Genomic DNA, 24,778 nt, shown 5'->3' with positions numbered 1-24,778 from the left:
CGGCGGGCGACTCAACCGATGCACGAGAAACGCGAGAGAACCGTGGAAGGAATCGCCCTGGACTGCAGACAACGGACAAGACGTCCGTTTAGTGATGCAGCGTTGGCGCGTGCGCGTCGGGCCCCGATCCGTCTGTTCCGGCCCGCAAGCGTGTCCTCGATCGGATCGAGGGCACGGCCCGCCCACGGCCGGTGACCAGCGTCCGGGCAGAACCGGGACGCGCACGCAAGCGGCGGGGGGTGAGGGGGACTGGGGGAATCATCCGGACTGAATGCCTGGGCGCTGACGCCAGGACGTGAGTGAAAGCCCTCATCCTGACGTCGTGAAACCTTGTTGTTTAACCGGCACCGCCTGAAATATTGAAGCGGCCACACGGCATGGTTCTGACGACGTTGCTCTTCCGTCCTGAGGTCTGGACTGCCTGCTCACTTGGGGAGAAGGCCCGACACGACTGACAGGACGTTGCACAACCATTGCCACACTGTTGTTGCCCGTGTTGTAACACCTTTAGCAGGTGTGGGTTGCCGCAAACGGCTTCACTCACGGGGTCTGCCCAGGGTCTGAACAGGCCTCTACATAAGTGCCCGCACAGGTAAAATGAGAAAAATCAAACACTTACAACGCGAACGTGGCAAGCAGCATTATAGGGGCTAAAGCCCGCAAGGCCGCCCCAGGGACTGCCCGGGGTGCCACGCGGTCAGGGGACGCCCCGAAGCGGGCCTTCCAAGGGGGCGTTGCCAAGTCTGGCAAGGCCGCCGGCAGCCGTGCGGCCCCGGCCGAGCGGCGCGCGGGAAGCGGCCCGGCGAAGCCGCCACGGGCGCCCGGGCAGCAGGCCGGGAAGCCGGCCGCTGCAAAGGCGGGCGTGCCAGTGAAGGCCCAGGCCACTAACGCCAGCGCCAACGTCAATGCCAGCCAGAGCGTCGGCGCCAAAACCAGCATCGCAGCGGCCGCGCCCACTCCGGCCGAGGTGTTGTCCCCCCAGGTGCGGCTGCTGACCGTGGACGAGGGCTCCGAAGGCCAGCGCCTGGACAACTTCCTGATGCGCGAGCTCAAGGGCGCGCCCAAGACCCTGGTCTACCGGATCATCCGTTCGGGGGAAGTGCGCATCAACAAGGGGCGCTGCAGCGCGGACTCCCGCCTGGCGTCAGGGGATGTTGTTCGTGTACCGCCCTTGCGGTTGGCGGAGAAGTCGGATGACTCGGATGTGCCAGGGCGTGAATTCCCGGTGGTTTATGAGGACGAGCACCTGATCGTGGTGGACAAACCTGCTGGCGTGGCCGTGCACGGCGGTTCCGGGGTGAGCTTCGGGGTGATCGAGCAACTGCGCCGCGCCCGCCCGCAGGCCAAGTTTCTGGAACTGGTGCACCGGCTGGACAAGGAAACCTCCGGGCTGCTGATGATTGCCAAGAAGCGCAGCGCGCTGAACCACCTGCAGGACCAGTTGCGGGAGCGGGAGACGGGCAAGCGGTATGCAGCCTTGGTCTGGGGCCGCTGGGCGGCGTCCAAGAAGGTCATCGACGTACCGCTGCTCAAGTTCGTGGGCCATGACGGCGAACGCTGGGTGCGTGCGGTGCCCCATTCGCATGATCCAGCGGCCGAGCAGGCCAAGCGCTCCATCAGCCTGGTCCGCGTGACCGAGGCGCTGCCGCAGCACAGCCTGCTGGAGGTGACCATCAAGACCGGGCGCACCCACCAGATTCGTGTGCACCTGGCGCACGAGGGCCATAGCATCGTCGGAGACCCGAAATACGGGGATTTCGAGGCGAACCGGGCGCTGGCGCGCGGGCCGATGCGTTTTGACCGCATGTTCCTGCATGCGAAGGAGCTGCGCTTCACCCATCCGGCCAGTGGCGCCGAACTCACGTTAACGGCACCCTTGCCGGCAAGCTGTGAGAATCTGCTGCTGGCGTTGCGCAAGGCCGAGGGCGGTCGCTGAAGCCGTTTCAAGCCGTCTAAAGCTTGTCTGAAGCCGCTTGAGACCGCTTGAGACCGCTTGAGACCGCCTGAAGCCATTGCCAGGATGTCGCCCCGCCCGCCCCCACCGCTGATTGCCTGTTGCCCCATCCGTTATTGCCCATGCCACAACGTTTTGACTTGATCGTCTTCGACTGGGACGGCACCCTGTTCGACTCCACCGCGCTGATCGTGAAGTGCATGCAGTCGGCTGCCGCGGACCTGGGGCTGGAGCCGCCCAGCCGGGAGCGCGCGAACTATGTGATCGGCATGGGCCTGGTGGAGGCGCTGACCTATGCGCTGCCGGGCCTGGACCGCGCGCACTACCCGGCGCTGGGCGAGCGCTACCGGCAGCACTACTTTGCCTCGGCCCATGAGGTGACCCTGTTTGATGGCGTGCCCGAGATGCTGCAGGCGCTGAAGGCCCGCCATCACTGGCTGGCCGTGGCCACGGGCAAGAGCCGCCGGGGCCTGAACGAGGCGCTGGCTGCCGTGTCCATGCAGCGCCTGTTTGATGGCACCCGTACCGCTGACGAGACCGCCAGCAAGCCTGACCCCCGCATGTTGCTGGAACTGATGCGGGAGTTCGGCACTGAGCCGGAGCGCACGCTGATGATCGGCGACACCAGCCACGACCTGGAACTGGCCCGCAATGCGGGCTGCCCGGCAGTGGCGGTGACCTATGGCGCCCATGCCCACGAATCGCTGCGGGCCTATGACCCGCTGCTGGTGGCGCACGATGTACCCAGCTTGCAGGCCTGGCTGCTGGCCAACGCCTGAGCGGCGCGCCGGTTTTCCACCACTCATGACCGATACCCACCAGCCCGGGCCAAAGCCCGACCCCAAGCCTGGCCCGAAGCCCGACCAAAAGTCGGACGACAGCGCCGCCGTGCTGCTCTGCCCCTCCGACGCGCTGGAGGAAAAGGGCAAGGCCCACACCTTCGATGTGCTGCATTTCCGTCAGTCCGCCACCGCTTTTGCACTGCGCTTCGAGGGGCAGGTGGTGGCCTACCTGAACCGCTGTGCCCACGTGCCTACCGAGATGGACTGGCAGGAAGGCGAGTTCCTGGACCGGGACAAGCGCTACATCATCTGCTCCATCCACGGCGCCGTATATCACCCGCTGGATGGGCGCTGCGTGACCGGCATGTGTGGCCGCATCGGCCTGACCCGCCTGGACGTCCGCGAGCGCGACGGACAGGTCTATTGGTACCCTTCACGGGACACACGTCCCGCCTTTGAGGACTGAATGAATCAGAACCCGAACGATCTGCCGCCACCCATTCCGGACGCCACGCCGCGCCCGGAAGACATGTTCCGCGCGCCGCCGCCGCCGGCCGTGGCCGGTGCCGCAGCGGCCCCGCGACCCTATGAACAGGTGCTGGAGCAATTCGCCCACGACTACCTGCGTGAACGCCGCAGCGAACGCCGCTGGAAGATCTTCTTCCGCCTGATCTGGGCCTCCGTGGTCCTGTTGCTGGCCTGGGGCCTGTTCTCGCAACGCCATCACGGCGGACCGGCCGCAGGCCCGCACACCGCGCTGGTGGAAGTGCGCGGCGAGATTGCGGCGGATACGGAGGCCAGCGCGGAGCTGATCGTCTCCGCGTTGAAGAGCGCCTTTGAAGATCCCAACAGTGCCGCGGTGGTGTTGCGTATCAACTCGCCGGGCGGCAGCCCGGTGCAGGCGGGCATCGTCAATGACGAGATCCGCCGCCTGAAGGCGCTGCACAACAAGAAGGTCTACGTGGTGGTGGAGGAAATGTGTGCCTCCGGCGCCTACTACATCGCGGCCGGTGCCGACGAGATCTATGTGGACAAGGCTTCCGTGGTGGGCTCCATCGGCGTGCTGATGGATGGCTTCGGGTTCACCGGGCTGATGCAAAAGCTGGGCGTCGAGCGCCGCCTCATGACGGCGGGTGAGAACAAGGGGATGCTGGATCCGTTCTCTCCAGTGTCCGCCAAGCAGCAGGCCTATGCGCAGGCCATGCTGGACCAGATCCACCAGCAGTTCATCAAGGTGGTCCGCGAGGGCCGTGGTGCCCGCCTGAAGGAAACACCGGAGACTTTCTCCGGCCTGTTCTGGAATGGTGAGCAGGCCGTGCAGATGGGCCTGGCCGATGGCACGGGCAATCTGGACTATGTGGCCCGTGAAGTGGTGAAGGCCGAGGACGTGGTCGACTACACGCCCCGCGACAACGTGGCGGAACGCCTGGCCAAGCGGTTTGGCGCCGCCATGGGGGCTGGCGCGGTGAAGACGATGCGTGAGATGTCCAGCATCCGTTGAGCGGCTGCGAGCGCTCCACTCGCCCACTCTCCAACGAGGCCCTGCGGGGCCTCGTTGCGTTTCATGGGGAGGGGGCCGTGAGCGGCCGCGGCCGTCATCGCACTGAGGGTGTGCCGGCAGGGCGACAATAGCGGCCGTTCCCAGCTCACGAGCGTCCTGTGGAGAACCCGGCTCATGCCGACGTTCCCCTGCGCTTCTCGCCAGGCTTGTTCCCGTTTGGTCCCCCTTGAGGAATGACGTCCATGAACACAGTCCTGCCCCGGAAGTCCCGGCGCTTGATGAACCGCTTGAGCGCCCACGGCCTGGCCCCAGCCTTTGCGCTGCCGCTGGTGATGTCCCTGACACTGGCGGGCTGCAGCAGTGCTGACGCGCCCCGCGCATCCGCCACCAGCCTGAATGCCGGCGCAGCCGTTGCATCCCGCCCGGATGCGCCGTTTGTCCTGCTCGGCGAGGTTCACGACAACCCGGCCCATCACCAGGCCCGCGCCGAACGCTTGCGCCAGTTGCTGGCGCAGGAGCCGAAGACGGTGGTGGTGGTGGAGCAGATGGCCCGGGACCGGGACGATGCGGTAGCCGCAGCGCGCCAGCAGCATCCTGGCGCCGTGGACGAGGTGCTGGAGGCCGGCCGGTTCGACCGCAAGGGATGGCGTTGGCCGCTGCACCAGCCGGTGTTTGACGTGGTGGTGCACAGCGAGGCGCCTCTTCGTGGTGGCAACCTGGAGCGGGATCAGGTCCGTCGCATCGTGCGCGAGGGCGATGCGGCCTGGCCACAGGACCTGCTGGCCCTGCGTGGCCACACGCCCTGGGCAGACACCCAGCAGCAGACACTGGCGCGTGAAATCCAGGACGGTCACTGCGGTGCGATGCCGGAAGCCATGTTGCCCGGCATGGTGAATGCGCAGCGGGCGCGGGATGCGGCCATGGCGCAGGCCATGCTCAATGCCCGGGCCCAGGGCGCCCGCCGGGTGGTGCTGATCGCGGGCAATGGCCATGTTCGCCGTGATGTGGCGGTGCCGGTCTACCTGCAGGCGGCGGGGGTGCCGGCCAGTGACATCGAGGCGGTGGCCTATCTGGAAACGGACAGCGCCGCCGGCGCTGGTACCTATGACCAGGTTCAGCGCGCCCCGGCGCCCAATCGCGAGGACCCCTGTAAAAACCTGTGATCCCCCGCGCCGCCTCAGGAGGCGGTGCCGGCCTGCGCGGTCTTTGCCTTGCGGGTGGGGACTGGCTCCGGCAGGTCCTTGGCGGCGAGCGCGCGGGCCTGGATGACGAGCTGGTTGTGGGCATCAAGGAAGGCGGCGGCGATGACCTTGCCTTCATTGCTATTGGCCCAGCCCGCGCCAGCAGCGCCGCCGAGCTTGCCCAGCACCAGGCCACCCATGCCCAGATCGGTGACGCGAACGGAACCCGTGGCGGCGGCTACCTGCTCGGTGGTTTCGTTGTCGGTGAGCAGCAGCGCCACCTGCGCCTCCTTGAGCTTGACCTGCTCGGCGGCACCCACGAATTTGTTGAGCACGGGAATCATGGCCAGCAGGCCGCCTACCTGACGGCCAGCATCCTGCTCACTGAAGGTGAGGCTGGGCGTGAGTGTGTATTGCGCTTCATAACCCTTGCCCTTGGCGACCGTGCTGCCTTCCTTGCGCAGCACACCGGCCTCCTTGAGCTCCTGCTCCTTGATGGTGGCGCGCAGGCCTGCATTGCGGTCGACGACACGGAAACAACCGCTTTGCTGCGCCAGCAGCCGCACCAGCGGCAACGGGGTGTTGGGCAGGTTGTGGGCGCCGACCACGGTGTAGCCGTTGGGGTTCTCCACCAGCGCCAGCGTGGCCACCGGCGCCTCGCACTTGAGCAGTTCGCGATTGGCCTTGCTGGCACCCGCAGGGCCCGCCGATCCACTGATCTCCGAGCCACCTTCGCCCAGCGTTGCGCCTTGCTTGCCGCAGGCGCCCAGCAAGGCGGCCCCCGCCACGGCGATGGCCAGAACCCCAGGGCGGCTCGAGAAAATCGCGACGGAAACAGGACGGAACAACGGGTGGGACTTCATGCGAACTCCATGCATTTGGTAACAGATGCCGCCCGATCAGGCCGGGCGCGACGCGCACCTTAGCGCAAGCGTGGCCAGGGCCAACCCCCACTGATGGGTGGGAGCATCCCGGCACCGATCCTGCATCGCCGATCCAGGGGACATGCCTCACAATCCGCGCATGAATTCGTTGTTTCACCGCTCATGGGCGAGGGCCTGGTCAGCCTTGCACTTGCTCTGCGTGACCCGCTGAGGCCAGGGCCAGAGAGGCCCGTCAAGACGCGCCAGCATGCAGTAGCTTCTGCATCGTCCGCTCCAGCTCATTGAACTCGATCGGCTTGACCAGGTGGGCATCGAAACCTGCGTCGGTAGTGGCTTCGCGGTCTGCATGCTGGCCCCAGCCCGTGATGGCGACGAGGATGAGACCGGGCTCGTCGCTCATGGCCCGCATCCGCCGCGCCACTTCCAAGCCGGAGAGCCCGGGCAGGCCAATGTCCAGAAGCACGACGCGCGGCCGGACGCGGGTGAAGCAGGCCAAAGCCTCTTCGCCGCTGTAGGCCACCGCCGTCCGGTAATGCGCGCCCTGCAGCACCTCGGAAAGGGTATCCGCCGCATCGGCGTTGTCGTCCACCACCAGGACGGACCAGGACGAAGCCGCCGCATCGCCTGGGGCGCCGGCTTCGCTGATGTGTGCAGGCGCCTGCACGTCCTTGACCAGGGGCAGGCACACGATGAAGCGGCTCCCGTGGCCCGCGCCTTCGCTTTCAACGTGGATGGTGCCGCCATGCAGCAGCACCAGTTGCCGAGACACCGCCAGACCGATCCCCAGGCCCGACGGGCCCGCACCCTTGGCATCCAGCCGGGTGAACAGTTCGAACACCTGCGGCTGCTGCGCCATGGCGATGCCGATGCCGGTGTCCGTCACCTTGACCTTGGCATGCCCGTGATCGATCTCCACATCGACGCGAACCTCGCCAGGGATCGGTGAATATTTCGCCGCGTTGTCCAGCAGGTTGGCCAGCACCTGCTGCAGCCGCGTCGGGTCGCCGTCCACCATCACCGGCTCTTCAGGCAGCGCGAGGGACACCCGGTGCCGCATCTCGCTGTAGAGCGGCTCCACGGCTTCCAGCGCCTGCCGGACCACGCTGCGCACGTCGATGATCTGGCGCTTGAGCTCGATCACGTTGCGCGTGATGCGGCTCATGTCCAGCAGATCGTCCAGCAGCCGCGCCATGTGGGCGGACTGGCGCGCAATGATGTCCGTGGCCCGATGGCGCATGTCGTCCGAGCGGGCCTGGCGCAGCATGGTGACGGCGTAGCGGATGGGGGCCATCGGATTGCGCAGCTCGTGGGCGAGCGTGGCCAGGAAGGCGTCCTTGCGCTGGCTTTCGCGGCGCAGCTGTTCCTGGGCCGCGGTGAGCTCGGTGACGTCCACCGTGGCACCCAGCACGCGCCGCACCTGACCGTCTGCGTCCCGGACCGGCTTCAGGGAGGTGAGCAGGTGGAAGCTGTTGCCGTTGTGGGTGGACTGCTGAGCCAGGTTCACCGCATCGCCGGACACGACCGCGTCCCGGATGATGGCGGCGTACTGCGGCTGATCGACCAGGCTGCCGACCTCCGCGCCGATCAGGGCCTCGCGCGAGATGCCCATGGGGATGTTGTAGGCCCAGGTGTAGCGCCCCTGGGTGTCGCACTCCCACGCCATCACCTTGCCACTTTGCAGCGCCAGGTGAAAGCGCTCTTCGGCGGCCTGGCTGGCGCGCAGGGCTTCCTGCTGGGTGGTCACGTCCACGGCGACGCCGTAGGCATGCGCGGCGCGGCCCTTGGTGTCCAGGGTGACGTACCCATCGATCTGGACCCAGACCACCTCGCCGTTGTCGCCGCGGGTCATGGGGGCCGACAAACTGAAGCGGCCGCCGGACTCGACCGCATAGCGGTAGCGTTCCCGGAAGTCCCTGGCCACGTCGTCGGGCAGGCCGGCCAGCATGTCGTCCATGGTCTTCCAGCGCGTGCCGAACAGCTCGCGCACGCCCCCCGCCGTGGTGGCGAAGCCGGTGGCCACGTCCCAATCCCAGGTCACCATGCGGCCTGCCGCCAGCGCCAGGTTGAGCCGGCGCCGGCCCAAACGCTCCTTCTGCATCAAGCGCCCCGCCCAGGCCGATACCACCGACACCAGCAGGCCGGCGCAGAAGAACAGGATGAGCAGGACGCCATCGGCCACCGATTCAATGGGCCAGATCTGGCCTGCCGGCGGGATCCACCAATACAGCATGGCCATGCAGGCGGCCAGCAGCAGGACCAGAGCCGGCGTGAGGCCACAGGTCAGGCCCACCATCACCAGCGCCGGGAAATAAGGCATCAACGGCGCGCGGCTGTCCAGGACCGGCTGCAGCTTCATGTTGAGCCAGGTGGCTCCCACGAATGCCAATGTGGCGACCAGCCACCGCAGCCAGACTCTCTCGATGACCATGCGTGGACCTCTTCGAAGCGGGGGATCCCCTTGCGAGCGCGAGCGTACAGGAGCGGCATTCGCCGTGCCTGCGGTGATGCAGCTGTTTACATCTGGGAGATCAGCTCAGCGCGGCAGGGGTGATGCCATAAAGCGCCAGCAGGCCGAAGACGTGGCCGATGGCGACGCCGGGCTCGCCGGATTCGATCCGGCCGATCGTCTGGACGTGAACGCCCAGCCGTGTGGCAGCGGCCCCCTGGCTTTCACCTGCGGCCGTGCGGGCGGCGCGGGCCGCCGCGCCGAGGTCCTTGATCGACTGCAAAGCGCCAGCGTCGATCTCCACCGATATCCGTTTACCTTGTGCCATGAGCACCTATTCTCCACGCGCTTGGCTGCGCGCTTCGGCCGTGTTGATCGCCATGGGGATGGCCGGGTGGATGGCCAGATGGATGACCCGGCCACCGGCCCGTCAGCGCTGATGGAAGACAGCTTCAATGTTGTGGCCGTCCGGGTCGATCACGAACGCGGCGTAGTAGCCCACGTGATATTGCGGGCGGTCGCCGGGAGGGCCGTTGTCCTTGCCGCCGGCGTCCAGCGCCGCCCGATAGAAGGCATCGACCTGTTCGCGGCTCTTGGCCATGAACGCCAGGTGCAGATGGGCGGGCTTCTCATCGGTCTGGTAGAAGCACAACGAAGGTTCGCCTTCACCGCAGATCTCGATCCCGTTGGGCGCCTCGTTGAAGTGGGTGATCCCCAGCGGAGCCAGCGCCTTCAGATAGAACGCCTTGCTGGCCGCATAGTCCCTGACGCCGAACTTGACGTGATCAAACATGAGCTCTCCCGGTTTGGAACCCGCGAATCGAGCGATTGTGCCCGTGGCTGCGCGCCGGGCCCAGGCCGCGCTTTCCCTGGCTGTTCATGCAAAGGTTCACGGTATGGAGGCTTGGGCGCGTGGAGCAGCGCTGCAGGGTTTGCGGCCCCGGGCATCATCCCGGGCCAGGCACCGGTCGGCCAATGAGCCCAGACTCCATCCAAGCCGCCGGCTGCCGTTGTGTCACTGTCTCCAGGGAGGAAACCTCATGTCCCAGCAACCACCGTTCGCCCCGGCTCAACCGGGCGAACCAGCCCAACCCGGCCACGCCGACTTCGACATCGCCGCGCGCTACGCGCCGCCCGAGGCCCATGTGGCGGCCGTGTCGCCCGAGCGGCCCCAGGGCGACCCCATGTGGTTCTCCGTGTCGCCGTTCAAGCTGCTGGTGATGTGCACAGTCACCTTTCAGTTCTACAGCGTGTACTGGTTCTACAAGCAGTGGCGCCTGGTGCGCACACGTGAGAAGTCATCCATCGTTCCCGCGCTCCGCGCCCTGTTCTCGGTGCTCTTCATCTGGGCCTTGTTCACCCGCGTGCGAGACGCTCAGGGCGGCGTCGGCGTGACGGTCCATGCCACGGCCTTGGCGGCGGGCTGGGTGGTGACCTCACTGTTGTGGAAGGGCGTTGACGCAGCCTGGTGGCTCACGTTCTTCAGCCCACTGTTCCTGTTGCCCGTGCAGGGCGCGATGAACGCGATGAATGACGCCGCCACGCCCGGCCATCCCCGCAATGACGGTTTCGGGATCCTGAACTGGATCGGCATCGTGTTGGGCGGTGGTTTCCTCGCGCTGGCGCTGATTGGCGCGTTCATCCCGGGTTGAGTCCGGGCACGCTGGAGATCGCTCGGGGCTAACCTTGGTCAGCCCGGCCAGCTCGGCCAGCCAGATCAACGGTTCTTCAAGTCGCACCGGGCGCCAGCGAGAACATGTGCGCATCCTCCGCGCGGCCTTCCACGCCGCGTATGCGGTTGCGCAGCACGCCTTCGTGGCGGGCGCCGCTCCTGCGGGCCACGGCGAGGCTGGCTTCGTTGCCCTGCGCCACCACGATCTCCACGCGGGCGAGTTTCAGCGCGTCGAACGCGTGACGGCTCAGGGCGCGAACCGCTGCCGAGGCTGCACCCTGCCGGTGACGGCTGTCGCGAACCCAGTAGCCGAGATTGCAGAACGGATGCACGGGGTGCAGGCTGTTGAGGCCAGCGCCGCCGATGAAGTCACCCGTCTCGCGATCAAAGATGCCGAATTCATAGCAGGTCCCGCTCTGCCAGCCTCGCGCGCAATGGGCCAGCCATTCGGCACCATCGGCGGTGGAAAACCCCGCATGGGCCCACTTCATCCACCGACCGATGGTCTGGTGGGATTCCAGCACCCCCGCGACAAACGCCGCCAGATCCGAGGGGCGGTAGGGCCGCAGCAGGAAGCGGCCTTCGGTGAGCTCCACCGGTGCCGGGCCCGCCATCACGGGTTCTCGCTCCCAGACCTCCGCCACGAGCTGCCGAGCAGCGGTCAGCGTCGAACGGTTGTAGCGTGAAAGGTGCGGCGCGAGTGTGGCCAGGGCGAGGCCGGCGGCTTCACGGCCACGCCCCTGCGCGGCATAGGTGAGGGCGAGCAGGGCGCGTGCCTCGTCATGCAGCGGGGCGTCATGGCCCGGACGCTGGTGGCGCTCCAGTTCTTCGATGAGCAGCGCTTCGCTGTCGTCCAGCCGATCCAGCCAGCGCAGGGTACTGGCAAGCTGGATGACGGCACGCGTCTGGCGATAAGGGTCGAGCTGCCCCGTTTGCAGGGCTGCGCGGTAGAGCGGTTCCGCGTCGGCTTCCTGGCCGGCCGAGTCGCGGGCGCAGGCCCGTTCGAAGAGGGCGCGGGCATCGGTGGCGGGCCGCTCCGTGGCCAGTGCATCGATCTCGGCCACGAGCTGTGAACCGGCAAGTTCAGGCGCGCGGCGCCAGACATCATCGATTCGCAGGGTCCATGCGTCATGCAGCGGGGCAGTCGTCATCATGTGGCGCCAGTTGAAAGGGGCGCGATGGCGCCCGGTCAGTGGCTCATCATAGGGACATGCGGGAGCGCGGTGATCCAGGTGGCGGGGGGCACGATGATGAGTTGATCAGCCCTGACGCGGATCATCCCATCCGAAGCCATCAGCTCTCGCGGACAGCCGGCGCGGCGGTGTCGTCTTCAGCTTCGCGCTCGTCCAGGCATTCCCAATGCGCGGCGCAAGCTGCTTGCGCTGGGGGACGCGACGGAGACACACAGCTTGGTGTGGCTAACTGGATCTATGCCCGACCAGGGACAGTCCAGTTGACGATCAATGAAGCCGCCGCAGCGTTCTCACACAGCCTCCAGCGGAAGCGGACTTCGGAATCGCCGTCGGCAGGTACGATTCGCCACCCATCGCAACGACTGCAGAGAATGATTCAACTCAACATCCACGAGGTTCGCCAGAACGCAGGCGGTGGCAGTTCAGTGGTCATCTTCGACGCGGAGGTCCACCTCACATCGGATGGTCAGACGTCAGTCCATGTGGAGTCCGTTGAGCCGGAAGATACCCAACCAGGGCTTGTCGAAGAGGCTAGCCGGGGCATCCTGCGCGGCGTTGAACATGTCTTGCAGCCTCTTGGAATGGTCGCTTCCGTCCGTGTTCGCCGACTCGTCGTGAATTCTGTTGATTTCAAGCCCTCCCGGTTCACGCTGATGACTGCACTCGAGTTGAAACGTTTGATGGGGTAGCCCCACCTCCCATGGATCGTTCTTCCCCTTGAGCGACCGAACTCGGAGTTTCCAGATGGACGCTCCGATGCGAAGGCGGTGCTTTCGGGGCACCTCTCCGCCTTGTGCTTGCAAACTGAACTGTACGGGAGGCCCACGTCGCAGGGCTGGAGATGCTCAATTTCGGAGCACGTCCCCGCCCAGCCATCATCACTGTTCTGATCCCTCTCCCATCGGACATCCGGAAGGAGGACGTTCTTCCTGGAACGAATGTATTCCTGCTCCCCGAGACCGATGTCGAGGCAAGACCCCTTACAGCCTCAGCCTGAAGCAGACGGCAGCGCTGCAGCGGAAGCGGACCTCGTACCATCTATGGCCATGAAGCTCCTCTTCGTCGTAGAGCACGCCTTTCAAATCACTGGACGGGGCTGCGTTCTCGCGCCCGGGCCGGCCGCAGCTACTGGCGGTCCAGTGGTGAAAGTTGGCTCGGCAATTCGACTTGAGCTAGGCGATGGCTCGGTGCGTGACACATGTGTCAAGGGCATTGAGCTGCTCAACTATGGCTCGGGTCCCCGGCCCGCAGTCCTCACGGTGCCAATCCTCCTTCCGAACGACCTGAAGAAGGACGACGTTCCTCCCGGAACACGGGTCCTCCTTCTCTCGGACTGAGTTCCGCTCCCGTCTAAAGCGGCCCTGCGCCATCAAGGGGCCGCTCTGCAGCGTTTGCAGACGGTCGAGCTTCCAACCCGGGGCAGCAGCTATCGGCCATTCGCGGCCTTTGCTTAGCTGCTGTCGGTTTTGGGAATCACGTTTTGGGCTGGATGCAGGAGGTTAAACCGCTGGCATTACCCCTCTAAAACTGGTAATTTCCTATTGAAACGCCCTCAATTATTGAGGGGAGGTCTCGGTGCTGGATGTAAAGGCAACTGCCAAGGAGAGCATACATGTCCCTTGAGAAATACGAAAGCCACTTGGTTGGTCAATTCCTGCAGCTGTGGGGGAGGCGCGAAGGCGTCGAATCTATGCCTGCAACAATACTGAATAATGCTCAAAACCCGTTTGATCACTGGTTTGGCGATATTTGCGGGGAGGTCCGACATCGCTATTTCCTGATCGAGTTCAAACAAACTCGAGACGGCTTCGCTGAAGAGGCAAAACCAGGCTCAAAGAAACCTGACAGAACAGCTCTGTATCAGCATCTGCGTAGCGATGAGTCTTGTAGGAAGATCGCACGGGTCGGCCATTTCGCCGCGTACCAGGAAGATTCTGGTGTACTCGCCTTCGAGCCCTACGCTCACAGCATTGCCCCTCTGCGGCCCAAAATGGATATTGTCAATGAAATCTTAAATGGCACTCAGCCCTGGTCCGAATTAGATTACCGGGCGTGGACGTTCAATTTTAACAAACTGTACGACGCGTTGCACGAAAGCGACCTAACTCTTTATGGAGAAAGACCGCCATGGTTGTTCAAAAGAGGCCTAGGAATTCCCGTGGCCGATCTTGAACAATACGTGTCGTGCATGTATTCACACATCAATTTCTATGAAAACGATAAGGGGCTTCTACTTCTCGGCTCAATTAACCCCGCAAATAATGAACTGAAGACCGTAGCACTTTCGCCGTTCCAGATGGTGAGTGAGCTGAAGGTGAAATTTGAACGCATGAGGTTGGCGATGGCTGAAGAGCTTGCAGATGAAGAGCGTGAAAAACGCACCGATCGCGACGCTCACTAACAACGTTGAAATCGAGATTTGCATTGCAAGCGATTCGCAAACAACACTAAATCGAAACACAAGAGAATGTCAGGCGTCCTCGTTGTCGCCATAAGTGCTATGACTTCGAGAGTCCGCAATGGGTCGATTGCGGTTAGCCGACAGCCGCCGTGCGGAGGACCGCAATCAGCCTGAAACGGCAGTCAACCCGGGCAGATAGTTGCCAGCCGACCAAGTATTTTTAGTCTTGCTGCCCGGCTTGCAGAGGCGCTGCTTCCGCGCGCTCTTCCGTACTCAGCGACCCCAGCGCCCGCCGCATGCCGCTCGCGCTCGGCGACTCGATGTAGACGCACTTCTTGCCATGCCGCTTGCAGTGATCCTTCACCCGCCAGTAGGCGTCATGGCTGATGCAGCCGGTCTGGCAGATGACCAGGTCGGCGGCGGCCAGGCTGGCGTCGAGCTTGGCCACGGCGTCCTCTTCGCCGCCATCGTGATGGAGGAAACGGCCGCCCGTGCGCTCGATCAACTGGCGATAGATGGGAACCACCGCCGGCCGGCCACCCACGCACAGCACCGAGCGCTCATCGAGCGAAGGCAGCGCGGGCTCGGGCTCGGGCACGGCGGCAGCCTGTTGTTGTGCCAACTGCGCCTCGGCGGCATCCAGCTGGCGCTGCACGTCGACCGCGCGGCGCTGCTCACGCTCCGCCATCTGTTGAGCGGCCAGCAGCGTGCGCTCCAGTTGATGGATGCGGTCCTGTTGATGCTGCAGTTGCCGGGCCTGCTCGTGGCGATGGCGCAGCCCGGGGATGCTCTCCTCCAGCTGCTGCAACTCCTCCCGCAGGCCGGCCACCAGCGTGTCACGCCCCATGAGCTCGCCCCGCAGCCGCAGGCATTCCGCCTGGCTGCTCTCCAGCTGCTGCGCGCGTTCCGCCAGCAGCCGGGTGCTGCGCGACTGGGCCTGCGCCAGCTCACGGCCGAGCACGGCGTTTTCGTCTTCCAGTTCGTCCATGCGTTGCAGGTCCGCACGGTTGGCCGCGCCCACCTGGTGCTGCAGCATATGAATGTCGCGCAGCACCCGCTCCTGCAGCGCGGCATCGCAACGGGCATGGGTGAGGGCGCCCCAGAGTGCACCGGCCACATCGTTGCCCGACTGGGCGGCCTCCCACCAGCGCGCCAGTGCCTCAGGCGTCTTGTGTTGCGCGGATTGGCGCAAGGCCACGGTGTAGCGTTGGTCCAGTTCCTTCTGCAGGGCCTCGGAGACCGAGCTGCGGTGATTGCACTCGTTGATGGCGCCGCAATGCAGCTCGTAGTCGTTGCCCTGCGCCTGCCCTCCCAGCACCTTGCCCAACCGGCGCCGTAGCACCTGCATGGGCAGGCAGACGCCGATCACCGGGCACAGCGCCTGCGTGGGCAGTTCCCACAGGCGACGGCGGCGGGAGCCGCGTGCGGCCGGCGATTCGTCGGCACCGCCGTCAGCCGGCGGCAGCCCGCCCGGGGTGGCCAGGCCGCCCACGGCAATGGCGGAAAGATCCGTCGTACCCGGGCCGGGCGTGGTGTCGGCAAGGGGCAGGCGGCTGAACAGGGTGGGCTTGTCGCACATGGCGGACTCCTTCGGGATCGGGCTGGCGGGGGCGCTGACGCGATGAGGTGTTAGAGCGAGGCGCTCGATGCGGGCTGCAAGGCGAAGCGGACCGCATATTCGATCCAGCTCGCCAGGCGTTGATCTCCGCGCCGGGCAGGCACATAAGGGCAGGACTCGGCAACCCGGCGCGCGGCTTCGTCCAGCAAACGGAAGCCGCTGCCGTTGGCCACCACGACCTCAGCCGCACGGCCGTTTTCATCCACCTTCACCCGCAGGCGCACCAGGCCTTGAACACCACGCTCACGCAGCATGGCGGGGTAGTGGCGGGCGGTCTGCTGGTCGCTGCACTCGCGGTGGTTGGCCGGCAGCGCGGCGGGTTGTTCCTGCGGGGGCGGGACGTCCGGGCGGGGGGCGGTTCCGGCGCCGGTGGGCTCGGCCGTAGGAATGGATCGGGCCCCGGGCGCCACGCCTGTTGCCATCGCCACCGTCATGGGCGCCTGTGCATCGGTGCTGGCAGGGGGGCGCTCCGGCGGTGCGCTGGTCTCGACCAGCGAGGTCATCACGATGTTGGGAATGGCAACGGTGGGAAGGTCCGGCAATGCCCGCATCGCATCCGGCATGGCAGGCACCACGCGTGCGGGCATTGGCGCAGCGGGCGCGACGACCGGGCGCGCGCTGACCAGCAACAGGGCCGGCGGCACCGCCGGCACCACCGGGGCGCGGTGCATGACACCGATCAACGCCAGGATCAGCAGGCCGTGGATACCGACCGTGGCCAATCCTCCGCTCCAGCGGGTGTTCATTTCACCGTCTCCAGCGCGGGGGGCATCACGGGCAGGATGGCGATGCCGTGGTCATCCTCCAGCAGCCGCAAGCGGGTGCTGTAGAGCTGTTCCAGCAGGGGCAGGGTGGCGGGCAAGGCATCGCAGTCGGCGATCAACTGCCCGTCCTTCAGCATCCACAGCCGGTCGAAGTGGTTCAGGGCCAGGTTGAGGTCGTGCAGCACCGCCACCAGCGCATGGCCGCGCTGGGCGGCAAAGCGGCTGATGGCATTCATCAGCGCGAGCGTCAGGCCCGGGTCCAGCGCGGCCAGCGGTTCATCCACCAGCAGCAGGCCGTCGCGGTCGTCCCAGGCCTGGGCAAAGACACGTGCCAATTGCACCCGGGCCTGCTCGCCGCCGGAGAGGGTGTCGAAGCGCCGCCCGAACAGGTGGTCGGCCTGGGCCTGAGCCAGGGCCGCGCGCACGATGTCTTCCTGGCGGCCATCACCCTGGCGCGCAACGCGGCCCAGTGCCACCACCAGCTCCACGGGCAGCCCGAAGGCCATCCCATGCTGCTGCGGCAGCACCGCCCGCCGCCGTGACAGCGCCTGCGATGACCACTCGTGCAGGGGGCGCCGGTCCAGCAGCAGCTCTCCGCTGGCGGACTTGAGCTCGCGCGCGATGAGGCGCAGCAACGTGGACTTGCCCGCGCCGCTCGGGCCGAGGATGGCCACACGCTCCCCGGCCGGCAGCCGCAGGTTGATCGGGCCCAGGCGCAGGGCGCCGAGTTGAAGACGGACGTTCTGCAGCACTAGCATCACGCACTCCCCATGCGGCGCACCGCGCCGCGCAGCAGCACCAGGAACCAGGGCGCGCCGATCAGCGCGCTGAAGATACCGACCGGGATTTCGGCCGGCACGGCCAGCGTGCGGGCCAGTGTGTCCGCCACCAGCAGCAGCAGGGCACCGGCGAGCATGGCGTTGGGCAGCACGCGGCGCAGATCGGCACCCACCAGCTGACGCGCCAGATGGGGGGCCATCAGCCCGATGAAGCCGATGCTGCCGCACCAGGCCACCGCCAGTGCCGCGAGCAGCGCCACGATGGCGATGGCGGCACGGCGAAGGCGTTCGACGTCGATGCCCACATGTGCGGCGGCCGCCTCGCCAAGTGCCAGCGCATTCAGTTGAGGCGCCAGGGCGCGGGCGCCCAGGCCCAGCAGGCCCAGGGCCACCAGCATCACCAGGGCCATCGTCCAGGTGGCGCCGGCCAGGGAACCCAGGGTCCAGAAGTTGATGGCGCGCAGTTGGTCGTCACTGGCCATGAAGCTGCACAGGCCCACCAGCGCGAAGGTCATGGCCTGCAGCGCCAGCCCGCACAGCAGCAGCGCGGCGATGGAGCCGGGCGCCAGCCAGCGCGAGAGCCGTTGCAGCGTGAGGCAGACCGCCAGCGCGCCGGCAAAACCCACCACGGGCGTGATCCAGAGCCGTGCATCTGGCGGCAGGGCCTGATGCAGGCTGGAGAACAGGGTGAGCGCCAGGGCCACCGCTGCGGCGGCGCCGCTGGTGACGCCCAGCAGGCCGGGCTCGGCCATCGGGTTGCGGAAGAGTGCCTGGCACAAGGTGCCGGCGAGCCCGAGTGCCGCGCCGACGGCCAGGGTCAGCACGATGCGTGGCAGACGCAGTTGCCACAGCACATGGGCGCCAGCGGTGGTGGCGTGGTCCTGCCAGGGCCCCTGCAGCCAGTCCGATGCGGCGATCGGCACGGCGCCCAGGTGGACACCCAGGACCACCGCCAGGCACAAGGCCGCCGCCAGGGAGGCCGATCGCGGCCACGGGCGCCGCAGCGGCGCCATCGGGTGGGGCAGGGCGGAACCAGAGGTGCTCATGGGGCGTCCCGATGCAGGCGCTTCAGCCGGCCGCGCCGTTGTGCAGTGCCGTGGCCAGCGTGGCCAGGGCCTGCGGCAGGCGCGGCCCAAAACCCAGCATCTCCATGGTCTCCATGGCCACCACCCGCTTGCGCTGGCCGGCCGGCGTCTGCGCCAGCCCTGGCATGCGCAGCAGGCCGTCGATGCCGCCGGTGGACTCGAGACCCTGGGTCGTCGCCAGGATCACGTCCGGCGCCGCCGCAATGGCCGCCTCGGGCGACAGCAGCTTGTAGCCCTGCACGTCGCCCAGCGCGTTGATGGCACCCGCGTAGGAAATCATCGCGTCAGCGGCCGTGCCGCTACCGGAGATACGTGCCTGGTTGCCCGCGTTGGAGAGGATGAACAGCACACGGGGTGGGCGATGGCCGGCGGCCGTGCGGGCCACCGTCTGCTGTGTCTGCGCCCAGGACTTCTGAAGCGTGTCGATGAGTGCCTGCGCCTGCCTGGCCTTGTCGAGCAGGTCGCCCAACTGGCGGGTGCGGTCGAGCACGCCTTCGAAGCGGTGGTCGGCGCGCAGCACATGCAGCGGTATGCGGGCCGACTGCAACTGGGCCAGAACCGCCGGTGGCCCGGCTTCCTCCGTGGCCAGGATCATCGTCGGCGAGAGCGACAGCAGGCCTTCGGCCGCCAGCGTACGCGCATAACCGACGTTGGGCAGGCGAGTAGCGGCGACCGGATAGAGCGAGGAGGTGTCCACGCCCACCAGGTCGCCCTGCGCGCCCATGGCGTAGATCAGCTCGGTGAGGGCGCCGCCCACGCTGATCACCCGGGGCTTGGCGGCGGCGCCCGCCATCAACGGCAGGCCGGTCAGCGAGCCCGCAGCCAATGCGGGCGCTGCGGCCAGCAGGTGGCGGCGGTTCAGCATGGCACGGTCTCCGTCTGGCCTTCGGCCATGCTCTCCAGCAGTTCGCGCCAGTCGGCGCGCTCGGCTTGGCCGGGCTTGCGCTCGCCAAACATCATGGCGATGGTGCGGCCTTGCGCATCAAACAGCTCCATGGAGCACACCAGGCCATCGACCGTGGGCTTGCGCACCAGCCAGGCGCTGGTGATGTGGTCTTCCCGTAGATGCAGGTTGAAGCCCGGATCCAGCACATTGATCCAGGGGCCCATCATCGCGACCTTGTGGATGGGGCCGCTGTGGATCTGGATCATCCCGGGATTGCCGACAAACACCATGATGGACACGCCCTGCCGGGCCGCACGGCTGAACAGCGCCTGCACGCTGGACAGCGGCAGCGGCTGCACGAAACGCGCCTCCGCCAGGCGCAGCGCCTGGACGCGGCTCAGGCCGTGCCGCTTGAGCAGGCCGAAGAAGTCGTGCGTGTCCCGCAGGCCGGCCCATTCGGCGTGGAAGGCCTCGACGTTGATCGCATGGTCCGGCTGTTCGGCTGGGTCTTGCCAGGCTTCGCCCAACGACAGGCCGGGGTGCTGGTCCTCGGCGAGGAAGCGCGCCACCAGGGCCTCGTAGGCCGCCAGATCGCTCTCGGGCTTGAGGAAGACCTTGTGAATGGCGCCGCCGGCAGCATCGAAGAACTGCAGGCTGTGCTGCAGCGCGCCGTCGGCCAGGTGTTCGGTCACGGCAAAGCCGTGCTGCCAATGGCTGTAGAACACCCGCAGGTCGATGGCGCCACCCAGCACCAGGCCCATCTGGCGTTGGGGGCCCATGGCGCTGACCTGGCTGTAGACGCCGACCTTCTCATGCACGCAGGACTCGTTGCGCGTCAGTGCCATGACCGTGCCCAGAGGCTCCAGCGCTGCGATCAGGTCTTGCCACTGGGCGCGCAGGCGACGCGCTTTCAGCGGCGACTCCGCCTCGGAGAAGGCGCCGAGGTGGGCGGCCAGCAGTTCGCCCTCGGAGATGTGCAGGGCGGAGGCGATGTCGCGATGGCGAGCACGACGTTCCTGCCGAGCCGTGGCGAAGGCCTGGCGCAGCACGGTGTAGCGGGCTTCTTGCATGGAGTCGCTCCTCTTCAAGGCCATGGTGGCGATCAGAACGTGGCGCGCAGCGAGACCTGCATGGCGCGACCCGGTGCGGTGTAGCTGTCCAGCACCGTGCTGGTGGCAGCCACGCCGGACACGTCGCCCCAGCGCCAGTACTTGCGGTCAAACAGATTGGTGATGGCCGCCGACAGGCTCAGGTTCTTGGTGAAGCGGTAGGCACCCCCCACGTCCACCACGTCGTACTTGGGCGTGGCGAAGTAGGTGCTGCTGCTCATGTCGGAGGCCTTCTTGGCCGCGTTGTGCTGGAGGCTGGCCCAGCCGGACCAGTCGCCCTGCTCATAACGGGCGCGCAGGGTGGCGCGGGTGGGCTGGATGGTGTTGAGCGGGGTGTCCACGCCGTCCACGGTGCTGTGGCCTTCGGCGTGGGCCACGGCGGCCTGCAGCGTCAGGCCGGGCGTGACGTCCCAGACCGCGCGGGCTTCCACGCCCTTGATGCGGGCCTGGCTGAGGTTGATGTACTGATAGACCAGATCCTGCGTGGCCAGCGAGCCGCTGACGACTTCCTGGCTGATGAAGTCGCGGTAACGGTTGTCGTAGGCGCTCAGCTGCCAGCGAACGGCCGGGCCAAACTGGCCGCGCACGCCCAGTTCCCAGCTGTTGGCGTGTTCGGCCTTGAGGTTGGGGTTGCCTTCGCTGGAATAGCCATACAGCGGGTTGGCGAAGGAGTTGTTGACCTGGTCCGGCGTCGGGGCGCGGAAGCCCTGGGCCCATTGCACGTACGGCTGCAGCCAGCTGGTGGCACGCCAGATGGCGCCCAGGCGCGGCGTGACCGCATGGTCGGACAGGTTCACCGCATCGCCGGTGTACCCCTCGGTCTCGGGCGAGAGCTTGTAGTGCTCCAGGCGCAGGGCCGGGATCAGCGAGACGTCGCCCAGCTCGATTTCGTCTTGCAGGAAAGCGCCGGCCAGGGTGTAGTTGGTCTTGGGGAAGGGGCGGCTGGGGAAGGTTTCACCCGCGGGCGGCACTGTGCCATCACGGGTGCCTTCAATCGTGTTGCGGCTGATGTCCACCCCGTAGCTCAGGCGCTGGCCCTGCAGCTGTGTCTGTGCCTGGGAGCTCAGGCCGATCAGGTGTTCCTTGTAGTTGCTGGAACGGGTGCGGTCCGTGGAGGTGTAGCGGTCCTCATAGGAGAACTGATCGGTCTCGCTGTCCTGCACATAGACGTGGGTGGTGGCCTGCTGGATCCAGGTGGCGTTCAGATCTTCGTAGCGGTGCTCCAGCGACACGCGCTTGCGGTCCATCCGGTCGTTGGCGGTCAGGCCGATGACGGAGGTGGACGCGGTGGCGGCGGCGGCCACGCCGGTCAGCACGTCCGTGTCGATCTTGCGCTCGCGGTACTCGACCGTGCCGGTGAGGCGGTTCTGGGCGTTGATGCGGTAACCCAGCTTGGCCATCACGCTGTTGGTGTCGATGTCCGTGGGGTTGGGCTTGGTGCGGTTGAGGTTGGCCGCGTCGTTGTCGCCCTGATTCTTGGTCTCATGGCCGCGGCGCACCGAGGCCTGGATCAGGCTGGACCAGTCGCCGCTGCTGAAGGCCACCGCCGCGCTGGCGGTCTTGGAGCTGTCCACCGTCTGGATGCCGAGCTTGGCGTAGCCGGCGAAGGTCTTGCCGTCCTTGAGCAGGTCTTCCGGGGAGAGCGTGCGCATCACCAGGGCGCCGGCCAGGCCATCGCTGCCGTAGCTGGTGGAGGCAGGGCCGCGCAGCACTTCGGCGGAGGAGAGGCTGTCCAGGTCAACAAAGTCCGCACGGCCGCTGGCGAAGGGGCCGAAGGAGAAGCTCTGGGGGATGCGGATGCCGTCCACCATCATGAGCACCTGGTTGCCTTCCAGGCCGCGGATGTTGATGCCTTCGTTGCCGGCACGGCCGGTGGAGGCGCCTGCGGCGCTGAAGCGCGGGGTCACGGACTTGACGGAGAGGTCGACCTCATCGCTGAGCAGGTCCTTGAGGTCGCGGGCGTCGCGGCGGTCCAGATCCTTGCGGGTGATCACGGTCACCGTGTTGGGCACGGAGGCCGTGGCCCGTTCAGTGCGGGTGGCGCTGACGGTCACGTCGCCCACGGTCTGGGCCGTGGTGTCGGACGAGGGCGTGGAAGCGGTAGAAGCGGCCTGCGCAAAAGCAAGCGGGAATGCGGCGGCGAGAGCGAGCGCGACGGGCGTCTGGCGCAGAAACATGGTGCAGAGGTCCTAATGGATCTCGCACGGGCTGGCAGAACGCGGGCTGGTGCGGTGGCCGTCGGTGAGACGGACCTGAAGGTCTAGGAAAAGGAAGGCTCCCGCGAGAACGCGGGAGCCCGTATGGATGACAGCGTTATTTGGTGAGGATGAGCTTGCCGAGCGAGGTCAGGCGCAGCCGGTACAACTGACCGGCGTGCTCGATCTCCACCTCCCGCTCGTTGCCCAACAGTGCCTGGCTGTTGACGCGCCGCCGCTGGGGCAGGGGAGTCGCATCCGGGCGCGACGATCCTGACGCGGCCACGCGCGCGCTGATGTCCAGCGCGGCGGCCTGCAGGGCCTCGGTGTGGGTGGTGTGATAAGCAGTCATGAGTGCATCTTAGATGAGAACGATTCGCAATATCAACAGAAATCTGAGAATTGATGTTCTGGCGCTGCTGACGCCTGGCGTCGATGGGTGCGACTGCGGCTGCGAACGCTTCGCAAAAAGAGCGGCAGTGCCGGGTCTTGTCCCCACAGGCGATAGGGACTGAACGAGAATCCGCGCATTGCGGGTCCAGGGAACCTCTGCATCACTCCCTCGTCGCGCGGGAGTGATGCAGAGGTTCCTCGCGCCCGGCTTTATCGGTTTTTGTCGGATTTCGGATTTCCTTTGAGGAGAAGAACATGAAGGGCGACGCCAAGGTCATCGAGTACCTGAATCTCCAGCTCAAGAACGAGCTGACAGCCATCAACCAATATTTCCTGCACTACCGCATGCTCAAGAGCTGGGGCTTCGAGCGCCTGGCCAAGCACGAGTACGAGGAATCCATCGAAGAAATGAAGCATGCCGACAAGCTGATGGATCGCATCCTGATGCTCGAAGGCCTGCCGAACCTGCAGGACCTGGGCAAGCTCTTCATCGGCGAGAACGCGGTGGAAGTGCTGCACTGCGACCTGAAGATCGAAACGGGTTCCCACCCGCTGCTGAAAGAAGCCATCGCCCACTGCGAATCGGTGCGTGACTATGTGTCGCGGGAAGTCCTGGAAGAGATCCTGAAGGACACCGAGGACCACATTGACCACCTGGAAACGCAGATCGAGCTGGTGGCCCAGATCGGCGAGCAAAATTGGCTGCAGAGCCAGGTCGGCGACGGCCCGGCGGACTGAGCTCGCAGCGGTACAGCGCCCCTCTCGAAGCCCCGCCTTGGCGGGGTTTTTTTATGGCCGCTGGGCGTCATCAGGGGCTCGCAGCGCGCTCCTGCCGCAGAAGAATGAGCCGGGCGGTGCTGTTTTTAGGCGCACTTGGCATCGCAAGGTTCGCCACTTGTCCGACAAAACCAAAGGATTTTGGCTTCCAATTGAGAGGAGTTCTTGTTTGCGTTAGCATCTGCGGCATCCCATGAACGGCTGCGAATGCCACCCATGATCCTCTGCCTCTGCCATCGAGTTTCCGACCGCGACATCCGCCGTAGCGTGGCCGAGGGCGTTCACAACTTCGACCTGCTGCAGGACGAAACCCATGTGGCGTCCGCCTGCGGCAGTTGCCACGATTGCGCGCGTCAGGTGTTCGACGAAGCGTTGCAAGCCTGCGCGGCCGCTCACGGCGTGAGCTGCGCAACTTCCTCATCGCGCGTCATCCCGATCGCGCGTGTGGCCCAGGCAGCCTGATTGCCTACCAGGCACTCAAAACTGATCAATATTCCGGTGCGTGCCAGTCAGGCGCTGTGGCAGCGCCGGCTTGGCCACCACCATCCAACACTCCGAGAGCTTCCAACGGATGCTTGAGGACCTTCGGCGGGCAGGCCGATCGTCCATCCTTCAAGCCCGATCAGAGAAGCATCCATCCCATACCGCAGCACCGGCAACGGTGGCTGCGGTTTTTTATGGGGCGTGGTGCTGTGCGAGAGGCGTCTTCACCTTGTTCGATTCCTCTCGCACAACGACCACAGCCGCCCCGAAGAGCGGCTGTCCGGAGATGGCGCCGCGCTCGAGGCGGCGCCACCAACCTTGAACTCTTACTTGGCGGCTTCGGAAGCCTTGTCAGCGGTCTTCTCGGCCTTGTGATGCTTGGTGCCGCTCTTGTGCTTGGTGGCAACCTTCTTTTCAGTAGCGCCTTCGGCCTTGGCTTCCGTCTTGGGGGCGGGCTTGACCTCTGCCTTGGCTTCGGTCTTGGCCGGCGCGGGAGCGGCGGCGGGAGCGGCAGGCGTCTGCGCCATGACTGCACCGGCGATCAGCAGTGCGGGGATCAGGGACAGGGTCTTCACGGTCTTCAGGGCTTGCATCTGGGTGCTCCAGGGCTGTTGAACAAGGTGAGCAAACAACGCCACCTGATGACACGGTGTTGACATGAATCTGGCCGCTTTG

General features: G+C 66.2%; 24 protein-coding genes. 10 read left to right on the top strand and 14 right to left on the bottom strand.

Translation table 11 applies throughout. The features are described 5' to 3' along the window. Positions 1-982 precede the first annotated feature (982 nt). The 5 genes from BMY53_RS04710 (at position 983) to BMY53_RS04690 (ending at position 5,400) form a co-directional block, all read left to right on the top strand. Positions 983-1,936 carry an RluA family pseudouridine synthase gene (locus tag BMY53_RS04710; RefSeq protein WP_092945100.1) on the top strand — a complete coding sequence of 318 codons (954 nt, stop codon included), beginning with the start codon at positions 983-985 and terminating at the stop codon, positions 1,934-1,936. A gap of 140 nt (positions 1,937-2,076) precedes the next feature. Then, positions 2,077-2,733, top strand: coding sequence for an HAD family hydrolase (locus tag BMY53_RS04705; RefSeq protein WP_092944186.1), 657 nt, complete (start codon positions 2,077-2,079; stop codon positions 2,731-2,733). A gap of 25 nt (positions 2,734-2,758) precedes the next feature. Continuing rightward, the gene (locus BMY53_RS04700) at positions 2,759-3,202 is read left to right on the top strand and encodes a Rieske (2Fe-2S) protein (protein ID WP_092944184.1); all 444 of its coding nucleotides are present in this window, start codon (positions 2,759-2,761) and stop codon (positions 3,200-3,202) included. Then, positions 3,203-4,237, top strand: a complete 1,035-nt coding sequence (locus BMY53_RS04695) for a S49 family peptidase (protein WP_092944182.1) — start codon at positions 3,203-3,205, stop codon at positions 4,235-4,237. It abuts the gene before it with no gap. 242 nt (positions 4,238-4,479) lie between these two features. Next, the gene (locus tag BMY53_RS04690) at positions 4,480-5,400 is read left to right on the top strand and encodes a ChaN family lipoprotein (protein ID WP_177200718.1); all 921 of its coding nucleotides are present in this window, start codon (positions 4,480-4,482) and stop codon (positions 5,398-5,400) included. A gap of 14 nt (positions 5,401-5,414) precedes the next feature. Here the strand turns inward: BMY53_RS04690 and BMY53_RS04685 are convergent, their stop codons facing one another. From BMY53_RS04685 to BMY53_RS04670, 4 genes are all read right to left on the bottom strand, one after another. Next, positions 5,415-6,281 carry a CsgG/HfaB family protein gene (locus tag BMY53_RS04685; protein WP_092944178.1) on the bottom strand — a complete coding sequence of 289 codons (867 nt, stop codon included), beginning with the start codon at positions 6,279-6,281 and terminating at the stop codon, positions 5,415-5,417. Between the two features lie 253 nt (positions 6,282-6,534). After that, entirely contained in the window at positions 6,535-8,730 is a 2,196-nt protein-coding gene (locus tag BMY53_RS04680; protein ID WP_092944176.1) for a hybrid sensor histidine kinase/response regulator, read from the bottom strand. A gap of 100 nt (positions 8,731-8,830) precedes the next feature. Next, entirely contained in the window at positions 8,831-9,076 is a 246-nt protein-coding gene (locus BMY53_RS04675; RefSeq protein ID WP_092944174.1) for a helix-turn-helix domain-containing protein, read from the bottom strand. A gap of 102 nt (positions 9,077-9,178) precedes the next feature. After that, a complete protein-coding gene (locus BMY53_RS04670) occupies positions 9,179-9,541 on the bottom strand; it encodes a VOC family protein (protein ID WP_092944172.1) in 363 nt (120 codons plus the stop codon). 247 nt (positions 9,542-9,788) lie between these two features. Between BMY53_RS04670 and BMY53_RS04665 the strand changes: the two genes are divergently transcribed. Continuing rightward, positions 9,789-10,400 (top strand): hypothetical protein, encoded by a 612-nt coding sequence (locus BMY53_RS04665; protein WP_092944170.1) that lies wholly within the window; start codon positions 9,789-9,791, stop codon positions 10,398-10,400. Between the two features lie 76 nt (positions 10,401-10,476). Here the strand turns inward: BMY53_RS04665 and BMY53_RS04660 are convergent, their stop codons facing one another. Further along, complete coding sequence (locus BMY53_RS04660) at positions 10,477-11,574, bottom strand: tetratricopeptide repeat protein (protein WP_092944168.1); 1,098 nt, start codon at positions 11,572-11,574, stop codon at positions 10,477-10,479. 410 nt (positions 11,575-11,984) lie between these two features. Here BMY53_RS04660 and BMY53_RS04655 point away from each other — a divergent pair, with 410 nt between their 5' ends. Beyond that, complete coding sequence (locus BMY53_RS04655) at positions 11,985-12,302, top strand: hypothetical protein (protein ID WP_092944166.1); 318 nt, start codon at positions 11,985-11,987, stop codon at positions 12,300-12,302. 923 nt (positions 12,303-13,225) lie between these two features. Beyond that, positions 13,226-14,014: a hypothetical protein gene (locus BMY53_RS04650; RefSeq protein ID WP_092944164.1), complete on the top strand. Its 789-nt coding sequence runs from the start codon at positions 13,226-13,228 to the stop codon at positions 14,012-14,014. Positions 14,015-14,234: 220 nt separating this feature from the next. Here BMY53_RS04650 and BMY53_RS04645 read toward each other — a convergent pair whose 3' ends face one another. The 8 genes from BMY53_RS04645 to hemP all read right to left on the bottom strand — a co-directional run bounded on the left by BMY53_RS04645 (position 14,235) and on the right by hemP (position 22,802). Next, positions 14,235-15,593 (bottom strand): DUF2325 domain-containing protein, encoded by a 1,359-nt coding sequence (locus BMY53_RS04645; RefSeq protein WP_092944162.1) that lies wholly within the window; start codon positions 15,591-15,593, stop codon positions 14,235-14,237. Between the two features lie 50 nt (positions 15,594-15,643). Then, a complete protein-coding gene (locus tag BMY53_RS04640; protein ID WP_092944160.1) occupies positions 15,644-16,378 on the bottom strand; it encodes an energy transducer TonB in 735 nt (244 codons plus the stop codon). After that, on the bottom strand, positions 16,375-17,154 hold the full coding sequence (locus tag BMY53_RS04635) for an ATP-binding cassette domain-containing protein (protein WP_092944158.1): 780 nt from the start codon (positions 17,152-17,154) through the stop codon (positions 16,375-16,377). Before BMY53_RS04635 ends, BMY53_RS04640 begins: the two co-directional genes overlap by 4 nt. Beyond that, entirely contained in the window at positions 17,154-18,221 is a 1,068-nt protein-coding gene (locus BMY53_RS04630; RefSeq protein WP_255370032.1) for a FecCD family ABC transporter permease, read from the bottom strand. The genes BMY53_RS04635 and BMY53_RS04630 overlap by 1 nt, the downstream gene beginning before the upstream one ends. A gap of 22 nt (positions 18,222-18,243) precedes the next feature. After that, on the bottom strand, positions 18,244-19,125 hold the full coding sequence (locus BMY53_RS04625) for a heme/hemin ABC transporter substrate-binding protein (protein ID WP_092944154.1): 882 nt from the start codon (positions 19,123-19,125) through the stop codon (positions 18,244-18,246). Further along, the gene (locus tag BMY53_RS04620; protein WP_092944152.1) at positions 19,119-20,216 is read right to left on the bottom strand and encodes a hemin-degrading factor; all 1,098 of its coding nucleotides are present in this window, start codon (positions 20,214-20,216) and stop codon (positions 19,119-19,121) included. The genes BMY53_RS04625 and BMY53_RS04620 overlap by 7 nt, the downstream gene beginning before the upstream one ends. Positions 20,217-20,248: 32 nt before the next feature. After that, positions 20,249-22,432, bottom strand: coding sequence for a TonB-dependent hemoglobin/transferrin/lactoferrin family receptor (locus BMY53_RS04615; protein WP_092944150.1), 2,184 nt, complete (start codon positions 22,430-22,432; stop codon positions 20,249-20,251). 136 nt (positions 22,433-22,568) lie between these two features. Then, complete coding sequence (gene hemP, locus BMY53_RS04610) at positions 22,569-22,802, bottom strand: hemin uptake protein HemP (protein WP_092944148.1); 234 nt, start codon at positions 22,800-22,802, stop codon at positions 22,569-22,571. A 296-nt stretch (positions 22,803-23,098) separates the two neighbouring features. Between hemP and bfr the strand changes: the two genes are divergently transcribed. Next, the gene (gene bfr, locus BMY53_RS04605) at positions 23,099-23,581 is read left to right on the top strand and encodes a bacterioferritin (protein ID WP_092944146.1); all 483 of its coding nucleotides are present in this window, start codon (positions 23,099-23,101) and stop codon (positions 23,579-23,581) included. A 255-nt stretch (positions 23,582-23,836) separates the two neighbouring features. Further along, positions 23,837-24,082, top strand: coding sequence for a (2Fe-2S)-binding protein (locus BMY53_RS04600; protein WP_092944144.1), 246 nt, complete (start codon positions 23,837-23,839; stop codon positions 24,080-24,082). A 347-nt stretch (positions 24,083-24,429) separates the two neighbouring features. Here BMY53_RS04600 and BMY53_RS04595 read toward each other — a convergent pair whose 3' ends face one another. After that, the gene (locus BMY53_RS04595; RefSeq protein ID WP_092944142.1) at positions 24,430-24,696 is read right to left on the bottom strand and encodes a hypothetical protein; all 267 of its coding nucleotides are present in this window, start codon (positions 24,694-24,696) and stop codon (positions 24,430-24,432) included. Positions 24,697-24,778: the final 82 nt, after the last annotated feature.

Source organism: Roseateles sp. YR242 (assembly GCF_900109745.1).
Taxonomy (GTDB): domain Bacteria; phylum Pseudomonadota; class Gammaproteobacteria; order Burkholderiales; family Burkholderiaceae_C; genus Roseateles.
This window is presented reverse-complemented; position numbering and strand designations above follow the sequence as displayed.